Raw genomic sequence first — 11,922 nt, 5'->3', positions numbered from 1 at the left:
TGAAATAAGAACCCTTCTTAAAACACTTAATTTATTACAAAGTTGTCGAAAAAAATTATACATAAGTCAGATGGAAAAGATTTGCAACTTTGCCAAATTAATTTTATACTTAATATATAAAAGAAAAGGAGGTTCATTCAAATGTCTACCTTTAGAAAACTTATGAAACCGTTGCTGGCGGTCGCCTTGACCGCTGCGCTGCTGCCGGCAGCCACCGTCTCCGCCGCGCAGCCTGCCGAACAAGCGGGGGTCGCCTCCCCCGCCACCGACCAGGTCATGATCAAAGTAAAACCGGGCCAAACTGGCGCGGACATCGCGGCGAAGCATGGCGCCAAAGTCAAGAAAAACCTGTCCAAAGCGGGCTATCAGGTGCTGAAAGTTCAGGCCGGCCAATCGGCGGAAGAACTGCTCGCCAAGCTGCAGGGCGACCCTGCTGTCGAAGCGGCTGAGCTGGATGCGGTCTACAGCGTCAACTTCACGCCAAACGACCCTTCCTTCGCCAGCCAATGGCATCTGACCAAAATTCAAGCTCCGCAAGCATGGGACTACGTCATCGGTTCCGGGGTCACGATCGCGATCATCGACACCGGCGTTGACATCCAGCATCCCGACCTGTCGAGCAAGATCGTGGCCGGGTATGATTTTGTCAACGATGACACCAACGCAGACGACGACCAAGGCCACGGCACGCACGTCGCCGGGATCGCAGCCGCGAGCTTCAACAACGGACTTCAAGGAGCGGGCGTCGCTCCCGGCGCGCGCATCATGCCGGTCAAGGTGCTGAACGCAGCCGGTTCCGGCTACACTTCCGACATCATCGACGGCCTGTATTTCGCGGCCGACAACGGCGCGAAAGTGATCAACTTCTCGCTGGGCGGCGGCGCGTACAGCTCCACCTTCCAGACGGCGGTCAACTACGCATGGAGCAAAGGCTCGGTCGTTGTCGCCGCTGCGGGCAACAACGGCAACACGGCCGTGCAATACCCGGCTGGGTACAGCAATGTCTTCTCCGTCGCCTGCACCACGTCGGCCGATGCCAAATGCTCCTTCTCCACCTACGGAACTTGGGTCGACATCGCCGCTCCGGGTCAAAGCATCTACGCCACAGCCAACGGCGGCGGCATGACCACCATGTCCGGCACCTCGATGTCAGCTCCTGTCGTCTCCGGCGTTGCGGCGCTTGTCTGGCAAGATCAAGGCATTTCGGGGACTCCCTCGACAGTTGTCAATAAAATCTGCTCCAGCGCAGACAAGATCAGCGGCACCGGCACGTACTGGATTTGCGGACGCGTCAATGCGTACCGCGCCGTTATGTAAAGAACCGAGCTTCGCGCAGTAAAAGAAAGCAGCAAAAAGGAGCAGCCGGTCGGCTGCTCCTTTTTGTCTTATGCTTCCTGCGATGTACGCAGCAGCACGTTCAGTTGTTCGGCTAGTTCCTGCACGTTTGGCGGCAGGAACAAGCTGTGGTGATCGCCCGGCACCGGGATGACGTTGACCGTGCCTTGCGTGTACGGGCTCCACTGCTCAGGATCGACCAGCGGACGCTCCAGTTCCGGCTGCGGCGGCACTTCCGAGCAGCGGAACAAGGTCAGGTCGGCCCGCACCGCGCCCGGCGGCACGTAGGAGAACCCGGCGACGCCGTTGTTCATCGTGACGCGCATCTTCTGGCGCATCGACTCTGGCGTCGTCCCTTCCGGCAGGCGGTGGAGCTCATGCGCGCGGCGCAGGACGAGGTCGAGTCCGGCATCCACCGACAAGCCTTGCAGCAGGGACAGATCCATGTCGAGCTGCGCCGCCTGATGGATCAGCGCCACCTCTTCCGTATGCCCCTCGGCGCGGGCTGCTCCGCCTGCAGGGTCGATCAGCATGGCGTCAATTAGACCAAGGAACTCGACTTCCTGCCCCTGCCCTTCCAGACGCCGGGCCAGCTCATAGGCGGCCACGCCGCCGAACGACCAGCCTGCGAGGCGGTACGGCCCTTGGGGCTGCACCGCTTGGATCTCTGCGAGGAAACGCTCCGCGATCTCCTCCATCGTGGCAAACGGCGCTTCGTCCGACTCGTAGCCGACCGACTGCAGGCCGTAGACGGTCTCTTCCGCCGCCAGCCCCTGCACGAGCGGCAAGTAGCTCATCACACCGCCTCCTTGCGGCGGGAGCAGGAAGAGCGGCGGGCGCGTGTTGTCCCCTTTTTGCAACAGCACGAGCACGCCGTCGCTGTCGGCCGCCGCCTCGCCGCGCAGGATGCTGGCGAGGCTGGCTACGGTCGGGGACTGGAACAGCGCTGTCAGCGGCAGCGACACATCGAAACGCTTGCGAATCGCTTCCATCAGCGCCACCGCTTTCAGCGAGTGTCCGCCAATCTCAAAGAAGTTGTCATAGGAGCCGACCGCCTGCACACCGAGCACCTCCGCCCAGAGTTGAGCCATCGCCAGCTCCGTGCAGTCACGCGGTGCGATAAAACGGCTGTCCCCAGCTGCCGAATGCACCGGGAGCGGCAGTTGCTTGCGGTCGATCTTGCCGGTTGCCGTCATCGGCATGGCGTCGAGCAGGACGAAGAAGGACGGCACCATGTGCTCCGGCAGGCGGGCCTGCAAGGCGCTGCGCAGTTCGGCTGCCGACAGCGCCGCGTTGTCTCTCGGCGATACATAGGCGACGAGCTGCTTGTCACCGGCATTGATCTCGCGGGCGAGCACGACGGCAACCGATACGGCCGGGTGTTCGCCAAGCGCCGCTTCGATCTCACCCAATTCAATGCGGAAGCCGCGAATTTTGACCTGATGGTCGAGGCGGCCGAGAAACTCCAGCGTGCCGTCGGCGAGGCAGCGCACAAGGTCGCCCGATTTGTACCAGCGCTCGCCTTCCAGCTCCACGAATTGCAGCGCGGTCAGCTCGGGGCGTTCAAAGTAGCCGCGCGCGACGCCGAGCCCGCCGATATAGAGTTCGCCCGGCACGCCGATCGGCACCAGGTTGCCAATTGCGTCACAGATGCGCAGTTTGGCCTGATGCATCGCACGGCCGATCAGCGGGCGCTCCGCTTTTGCACCGCGCGGCACCTGCAGCTGTGCGCAGATGATCGCCGCTTCGGTCGGGCCGTAGAGCACCCGGATGTCAGCGCGGCGGAAGGTGTCGTGCATGGCGCTGAGCAGTTCCGGCGGCACCGCATCGCCGCCGATGAAGATCGTGCGCAGCCCGTCGTAGCAGGCGCTGTCGATCTCCTGACCATTGATGTGATCCACGATCTGGCGCATCAGACTCGGCACGGTGTGGATCATCGTGTACTGCTTCAAGTCGCGCACCAGACGCGGCAGGTCGAGCAGATGCTCCCGGCTCAGCACAATCGAGATTCCGCCGGTGAGCAGCGGGTTCAACAGCTCAAAGAGCGAGATGTCAAACGCATACGAGGCAATCCACGGGAACACGTCCCCTGGCTCGAACTGGAAGTGCTCACGGCTCGCCTGCAAGGTGGCAGCAAGGTTCCGCTGTTCGATCGCCACCGCTTTCGGGCGTCCGGTAGAACCTGAGGTGTAGATCAGGTAGGCCAGATCCGAAGCGCCGGCTGTGGTCTCCAGGTCTTCCTCCGGCAGGTCGGCCCACTTGCCACAGTCCGCATCGAGCAACACCACCTGAGCCCCGTGCTGTGGCAGCGTCGACTGCAGCGCTTCGGTGGTGAGGAGCAGCGGCAGGTTCGTGTCTTCGAGGATCAGCGCCAGGCGCTCCTGCGGATAAGCCGGGTCGAGCGGCACAAACGCGCTGCCCGCTTTCCAGACGGCAAGCAGGGCCACGACGAGGTCGAGACTGCGCTCCAAGCAGATGCCGACCAGCGTCTGCCGGCCCGCTCCAACCGCTTGCAGATGGCGGGCAAGCTGGTTCGCGCGCGCGCAAAGCTCCCGGTAGGTCAACTGCTCCTGTTCAAAACGGACAGCTGTCCGGTCCGGCGTACGCGCTGCCTGCTGCTCGAACAGGCGGTACACCGGCAGTTCCGGAGCTGGCATGGTGATCGTTTCCGACCAATCGGCCAGCTGTGATTTCTGCTCGGCGGTCAGCACTTGGAGCTGTGAGAGCTGTTGAGACGGATCGGAGGTGACCGAACGGAGCAGCATCTCCAACTGCTCCACCAAGCGCCGGATCGTCGAGGCTTCAAAAATGTCGGCGCTGTACTCGATGTTCCCAGACAGCTCGGCATCCCCTTCCATAAAGAAGAGTCCGAGGTCGAAATTGGTTTGCAATGGCATCGAGTCGAGCGGTGTCAGCGTCAGGCCGGGCAGTTCCAGCTCGTGCCCTTTTTGGTACAGGACTTGGAACATCACGCTAAACAAAGGCGTCTGGCCCCCGGCCCGCTCCGGCTGCAGCTCGGCGACCAGTTTTTCGAACGGCAGGTCCTGATGCTCAAACGCGCCGAGCGCCGTCTTGTTCACCCGGCTCAGCAGTTCGACAAACGTCGGGTCGGCCGACAGATCGCCGCGCAGGACAAGCGTGTTGACGAAAAAGCCGATCAACGGCTCCAGCTCTTGGGAGGTCCGTCCGGCGACCGGCGTGCCGATCAGCAGGTCTTCGTCGCCGCTCAAGCGGTGCAAAAGCGTCATCAAGGCGGCAAGCAAGGTCATGTACAGCGTGACGCCGTGTTTGCGGCTCAGGCTGCGCAGCGCATCAGACAATTCCGGTGACAAGGAAAACTGCTCCATGCCCGCCCTGTGCGCGGCGAACGACGGACGAGCGTGGTCGGCCGGCAACTGCAGGATGGGCAGTTCGCCGCCGAGCACCTCCCGCCAGTAGGCCAGCTGCTGCTCCAGCCGATCGCCTTGCAGCCACTCCTGTTGCCACAGGGCATAATCGCCGTACTGCACGGGAAGCGCAGGAAATTGCGTCTGCTGCCCGTTTTGATACGCGGTGTAACGTGCGGCCAACTCGCCGGTCAGCACCCCAAGCGACCAGCCGTCGACGATGATGTGGTGCATGTTTAACAGCAAAACATGTGTCGCTTCCCCCGTTCTGATCAGCAAGGCGCGTACGAGCGGCCCTTGCGACAGGTCGAACGGGCGTTCCAGGTCGGCCTGCACCTTCTGCCTGACTTCCGCGTCCCGCCGTTCCGGCGGGAGGCCGGTCAGATCGGAAACGGTCAGGAGCAAGTCTCCTGCTTCCTGCACGAGCGCTGCGGGCGTGCCGTCCTGCAGGACAAACACGGTGCGCAGCGCTTCGTGGCGGCGCACGATGTCCCGGAGGCTCCGGGACAGAGCTTCAGTGTCGAGCTCCCCTTCGATCTGCCACAAGAGCGGCAGGTTGTGCGAAACGGCGCCCTCTTGCAGACGGTCGAGGAACCACAAGCGCTGCTGCGCAAACGACAGCGGCCGTGGCCCGACGGTGTCGCGCTGCTGCAAGAGCGGAACAGGGGATTGCGGCTGCTCTTCCCCTTGGAGGCCGGTCAGCAAGGCGGACAGTTCGGCCGGGGTCGGGCACTCGAACAGTTTGGACAACGGCACTTCCACGGCAAATGACTTACAGAGCCTGGAGATCACCTGTGTCGCCAACAGCGAGTGACCGCCCAGCGCGAAGAAGTTGTCGTGAATCCCGACCTGTTCCACGCCGAGCAAGTCGGCAAAGACCGAGACGATCGTCTCTTCCGCCTCGTTGCGCGGGGCGACATACTCGCCATCCGCCGCAAAGTGCGCGCGCTCCGGACTTGGCAGACGTCGGCGGTCGACTTTGCCGTTTGGCGTCACCGGAAGCTCCGGCAGCGGGACAAACGCGGACGGGATCATGTAGGACGGCAGTTTTGACGTCAGATAGCTCTTCATTTCGGAGACGAGTTCCGCTCCGCTTTCTGAGACCACATAGGCGACCAAACTGCGCTGGCCCGGCGTGATCTCCAGCGCGAGCACCGCCGCTTCCACCACGTCCGGGTGCTGAGCGAGCGCCGCCTCGATCTCCGCAGGCTCCACGCGGTAGCCGCGGATCTTCACCTGCAGGTCGATGCGTCCGAGGAACAGCAGGTTCCCGTCGGGCAGCAGCCGCACCAAGTCGCCTGTGCGATACACGCGCTCGGCAGGCGCATCCGCAGCGGCCTGCCACTCGATAAAGCGCTCGCGGGTCAGCTCCGGGCGGTGCAGATACCCGTCGGCCAGCGACATGCCGCCCGCATACAGCTCGCCTGGCACGCCAAACGGCACCGGCTGGCGGTGTTCGTCCAGCACCAGCAGTTGGGTGTTCCAGATCGCGTCGCCAATCGAAGGCAGCAGGTTCCAATTTTCGGAAGCGCCGGGCAGCGTGTACTGGGTGATGACGTGCGTTTCAGACGGTCCGTATTCGTTAAACAGCACGGCGTCCGGCAATTTGGCAAACAGATCGCGGATGCTGTGCGTCACTTGCAGTTGCTCGCCCGCCGTGATGATCTGCCGGATGCAAGTCGGGATGATCCCGGTCGCAGCAGACGCTTCGGCTAGCTGCTGCAAGGCGACAAATGGAATGAACAGGCGCGTCACGCGCTCTTGCTGCACATGGCGCAGCATCGCATAGGCATCCCGGCGGTCCTCTTCGGAGATCAGGATCATCGTGCCGCCGTTCATCCACGTTGAGAAGCTGTCTTGGAACGAGGCATCAAAATTCAACGAAGCAAACTGCAGCGTGCGCGCCAGCTCGCCTGCAGGCAACTGCGCCTCTTGCCAGAGCAGCAGGTTGACGAGCGCGCGATGCGGCATCGCCACACCTTTGGGCGTGCCGGTCGTGCCCGAGGTGTACAGCACATAGGCGAGGTCTGCCTGCGTCACGCCCGAGTCCACATTTTCCTCAAGGGGCGGCAGGTCCTCCACACCGTTTACAAACAGCGTCGTCTCCACAGCCGGGAGCAGATCGGCCAGCCCCGCTTCTGTCACGAGGATCGGCACCCGCGACTCCTGCACCATCACCGCCAAACGCTCGGCAGGATATGCCGGGTCGAGCGCCACATACGGGCTGCCCGCTTTCAGCACGCCAAGCATCGCGACCATCAGGTGCAGACCGCGATTCAGGCTCAAGCCAACCGGCACGTTTGGCCCGGCCCCCAACTCCCGCAGGCGGACGGCCAGAGAGTTCGCACGGGCGTTCAACTCGCGGTACGACAGGCTGTTCCCGGCATATTCAACGGCAACTGCGTCCGGTGTCCGCGCCGCTTGCGCTTCGACCAACGCATGCACGGTCAGATCCTCCGGGATCTCGACGGTCGGCCCGCAGGCAGCTTGCAGCGCAGCCTGACGTTCCGCTGCTCCCATAATCGGCAACCGCGACGTCTGGAGATGCGGATGCTCGACGATCGCTTCGAGCAGCGTGTGCAGATGTCCGGCCATGCGCAGGATCGTCTCACGGGTGAACAGGTCGGTATTGTATTCCAGCCCCATCAACAGACCGTCTTCTTCTTCGCTGGCGAACAAGGTCAAGTCAAATTTCGCCGTTTGCGCTTCGAAGCCGTACATCGACAGGGACAGTCCCGGCACCTCTTGCCCGCCGAGATCCATGTTGAGCAACACGAACATGACTTGGAACAGCGGCGAATGGCTCGGGTCGCGCTCCGGCTGAATCTCCTCGACCAGCTTTTCGAACGGCACATCCTGATGCGCGTATGCTTCGAGCGACATTTTGCGCACACGGCGCAGCAATTCAGCGAACGTGGGGTCGCCGGAAAGATCGGTGCGCATGGCCAGCGTATTGACAAAAAATCCGATCAGCGCCTCCGTCTCACTTTGCCTGCGCCCGGCCACCGGCGTACCGACGACCACATCGTCGGTCAGCGCATAGCGCCCGAGCAGCACGGAGAAGGCGGACAACAGCGTCATGAACAGCGTGGCGCCTTCGGCGCGGCTCACCTCTTTCAGCCGTTCTGCCAACTGCAGCGGCAGTTTGAACGACTCCACCCGTCCGACATACGTTTTGCGGGCCGGACGCGGATGGTCGGTCGGGAGGCGGAGCGCCGGGAGGTCGCCTGCCAACTGCACGTTCCAGTAGGACAGTTGGCGCTGCATCGTCTCCCCTTCCAGCCAGTTGCGCTGCCAGACCGCATAATCGGGATATTGAATCGGGAGCGGGGCAAACGGAGCAGGCTGCCCCTGCACATACGCCGCGTAGAGCGCCGTCAGCTCTTTCATCAGCACGCCGATCGACCAGCCGTCTGAGACGATATGATGCACGTTCATGACGAGCAGATACTCTTGCTGACCGAGGCCGATCACCTTGGCGCTGATCAGCGGACCGCGCGCCAAGTCAAAGCGGCGGGCCACCTCTGCGGCGACCAGTTGATCGGCCAGCGCCTGGATGTCGCCCTCCTGCGAGGACAGGTCGACGAACGGCACATCAAGCGCCAGTTCCGGCAGCACCACCTGATACGGATGTCCGTCCGCTTCGGCAAACACGGTGCGCAAGGCGTCGTGGCGGCTGACGATCTCCCCAATGCTCCGTCGAAGCGCGTCAAGATCGAGCTCGCCTTGCATCTTCATCACGCTTGGCATGTTGTAAGAAGCGTCGCCTTCGCCTGCACCTTGGAAGCGATCGAGGAACCACAAGCGCTGCTGAGCAAATGAAAGCGGCAGCCGCGCCCCCTTCTGCGTTTTCGGAATGGCGGGGAGCACGCTTGCCCCGTCTGAGATCGCCGCTTCGACGAGCGGAGCGAGCTCTTCTACCGTCGGGGCATCAAACAGCTTTTGCAGCGGCAGTTCCACACCAAATACATCGCGCAGGCGGGACGCGACCTGGGTCAGCAAAAGCGAGTGCCCGCCCAAGTGGAAAAAGTTGTCCCGCAGGCCGACGTTCTTGACGCCGAGCACTTGGGCGTAGAGGCCCGCGAGCAGTTCCTCCACCGAGTTGCGCGGCAGGTCCGCTTGCGCGTCCCCTTCGACCGCTCCCCCGTCCGGCTTGGGCAGGGCGCGGCGATCCACTTTGCCCGTCACCGTCACCGGCAGCGCTTCGAGCAGCATGATCGAAGCGGGCACCATGTAGCTCGGAAGCCTTTCTGCCAAATAGGCGCGGTAGTTGACCCGCTCCTCCGTCACCGCGTTCTGCACGACGTACGCGACCAGACGTTTGTTCCCATCGTCATCCGTGTAGACGCCTGCCACCGCTTCGGAAACAGACAGGTGCTCGTGCAGCGCCGTTTCAATCTCGCCCAGTTCCACCCGGTAGCCGCGGATCTTCACCTGGCCGTCGATCCGACCGCGATACAAGAGATTGCCGTCCCGGCGCCAACTGACCAAATCGCCGGTGCGGTACAAGCGCTCTCTCGACCCGTCCGCAAAGTCATGCCAGAAGAATGCTTGGGCAGTCAGTTCCTCCCGCTCCCAGTAGCCGTCCGCCAGCGCAACTCCGCCGACAAACAGCTCTCCAGTCACGCCGACCGGCACCGGCTGCATCAACTCATCGAGCACGTACAGCCGCACGTTGTCGACCGCGCTGCCGACCGGCGGCAAGACGTCCCAGTCCGTAGCCGCGCCGCTGAGCGTATAGCGGGTGATCACATGCGCTTCGGAAGGGCCGTAGTGGTTATGCAGCACCGCACCTGGCAAATTTTCAAAAAAGACGCGCAAGGCAGGTGTGATCTGCAGCTGTTCCCCGGCCACGGCGACTTCCTGCAGATCTGTCGGGAAGGTCTGTTTGGTCTGCGCCGTTTCGGCCAAGTGCTGAAGCGCCGCAACCGGCAGATACACCCGCTGCACCTGCTCCTCGAGCAGACAGCCAAGCAGGGCCTCCGGATTGCGGCGCACCTCGTCTTGCAGCAGAATCAGCGTCCCGCCTGTCATCCAGGTGGCGAACAGCTCCTGATAAAAGATATCGAAAATCAGCGTGCTAAACTGCAGCGTCCGCGCCGGTTGCTTGAAAGCAAAATCGCGCACTTGCCAGGCGACCATGTTGACGATCGGCCGATGCGGCATTGAGATCGCCTTCGGTTTGCCGGTCGAGCCGGACGTGTAGATCAGATAGGCCAAGTCTTGCGGACGAACGGTCTGGGACGGCGGTTCAGATGCTGCGGGAATCTGCTCTTGGTCGACCAGCAGCATCGGTACCCCGTACTCGCGGTATCGCCCGGCCAGCTTTTCCTCTGTCAAAACGAGGGCCGGTCTCGCATCTGCAAAAATCGCCGCCAGACGCTCCTCCGGATAGTCCTGAGCCAGACCAACGACAACTCCGCCTGCCTTCATCACCGCAAGCACAGCGAGCGGCAAACGCAGGGAGCGGGACAAGGCGATGCCAACTCGATCCCCTTGGGAGACGCCGTGCGCCTGCAGCCAGGCCGCGAGATCGTCCGAACGGGTCTGCAATTCACGATAGGTCCAGCCCTCGCCCGCCATCTCGACGGCGATCGCATCGGGCGTCTTATGCGCCTGCTCCGTGACAAGATCGTGCAGACAGCTATGTGCGGGAAACTCGGCGGCCGTTTGATTCCAGTCGGAAAGGAGCTGCTCTTCCTGCGGAGTCAGCAGTTTCATCCCGGCCACACGGCCGTCCGGGTTCTGCACCGCCGCTTGCAGCAGGCGTACGAAATGGCTCGCCAGACGCTCCACCGTCGCCTCATCAAACAGGTCGGTGTTGTACTCCAACCCGGCATGCAAACCGTCCGTTCCTTCGCCGACGACCAAGGTCAAGTCGAATTTGGCTGTCTCCGCTGCAAATTCCTGTCGTTCCAGGGAAAGACCATGCAGCCGGAGTTCATCTTTTCCGGTGTTCACCAGTACAAACATCACGTTGAACAGCGGAGATTGGCTTGCCTCCCGCTCCGGCTGCAGCTCTTCGACCAATTTTTCAAACGGCAGATCTTGATGGGCAAACGCCTCCATCGCGACTTGGCGCACGCGGCCGATCAGTTCCCGGAAGGTCGGATTGCCCGACAGGTCGGCGCGCATGACCAGCGTGTTGACGAAAAAGCCGATCAGCCCTTCGATCTCGCTGTGCCTGCGGTTTGCCACCGGCGAGCCGATCAGCAGATCCTGCTGGCCCGCATAGCGGGACAACACCGCAGCGAACGCCGCGAGCATCGTCATAAACAGCGTCGCACCTTCTTGTCGGCTGAGTTCTTTCAGCCCTTCGTACAGCTCTGCGGGGAGATCAAACTCATAGGCGGCACCATGTTGGGTCTGGCGGCTCGGGCGCGGCCGGTCGGTCGGAAGCTGCAGGGTCGGCAGTTCGCCGCCCAACTGCTTTTTCCAATACGAGAGCTGCCCTTGCAAAGCTTCTCCTTGCAGCCAGTCGCGCTGCCACAGGGCGTAGTCGGCGTATTGGACGGGAAGTTCCGGCAAGGAGCGCGCAGTTCCGGTCACATACCCGTCATACAGCGTGGCTAACTCCTGCATCACGACTCCCATCGACCAGCCGTCCGACACGATGTGGTGCAGGTTGAGGATCACGAGATGCTCCTGCTCGGACAGCTTCAGGACGCTAAGCGCCGTCAGCGACCCTCCTTGCAGATCGAACAGGCGGTACACCAATTGCTGGGTCAGGGCGCGCGCCTCTGCTCTTTTTTCCGCTTCCGGCAACTGGCTGAGGTCGTACAGCGGGACTTCGATTGGCATCTGCTCATGGATCACCTGCTCCGGCTGACCATTGACCGAGCGGAACGTGGTGCGCAGCGCTTCATGGCGGGAGATGATCTGATTGATGCTCTTTTCCAGCGCTTCATGGTGGAGCGCCCCCCGTGCCGTCCAGACGAACGGCACGTTGTACGCGGGGCTTTTTCCTCCTTCCAACTGATCGAGAAACCACAGCCGCTGCTGGGCGAACGAAAGCGGAAGCAGATCCTGCTTCGTGCGTTTGGCAATTCGGGACGAGGTTCCTTCGGGAGCAGAGGCACCTGCCCCTGCTCCTGCTCCCGGTTTGGCCCGCAGCCGTTTTTCCAGCAAAGCTTGTTTGGCTGCAGATAATTTTGACAGATCTCTGGACGTCATGTTGGCAACCCTTCCTCTCCCTATCTAC

2 protein-coding genes are annotated in these 11,922 nt (G+C 62.2%); one reads left to right on the top strand and one right to left on the bottom strand.

The window, feature by feature from the left end; all coding sequences use genetic code 11:
- Positions 1 to 141 precede the first annotated feature (141 nt).
- Entirely contained in the window at positions 142 to 1,317 is a 1,176-nt protein-coding gene (locus tag CBW65_RS18895; protein ID WP_087458155.1) for a S8 family peptidase, read from the top strand.
- Positions 1,318 to 1,385: 68 nt separating this feature from the next.
- Here CBW65_RS18895 and CBW65_RS18890 read toward each other — a convergent pair whose 3' ends face one another.
- On the bottom strand, positions 1,386 to 11,894 hold the full coding sequence (locus tag CBW65_RS18890) for a non-ribosomal peptide synthetase (protein WP_087458154.1): 10,509 nt from the start codon (positions 11,892 to 11,894) through the stop codon (positions 1,386 to 1,388).
- Positions 11,895 to 11,922 lie beyond the last annotated feature (28 nt).

The organism is Tumebacillus avium, from assembly GCF_002162355.1.
GTDB classification, from domain to species: Bacteria; Bacillota; Bacilli; order Tumebacillales; family Tumebacillaceae; genus Tumebacillus_A; species Tumebacillus_A avium.
The sequence above is the reverse complement of the archived record's forward strand: the minus strand, read 5'-3'. Positions and strand labels throughout refer to the sequence as shown.

Coding starts and splice junctions, on each gene's coding strand:
- CBW65_RS18890 (WP_087458154.1), bottom strand. CDS start 11,894: ATGACGTCCAGAGATCTGTCAAAATTATCTGCAGCCAAACAAGCTTTG.
- CBW65_RS18895 (WP_087458155.1), top strand. CDS start 142: ATGTCTACCTTTAGAAAACTTATGAAACCGTTGCTGGCGGTCGCCTTG.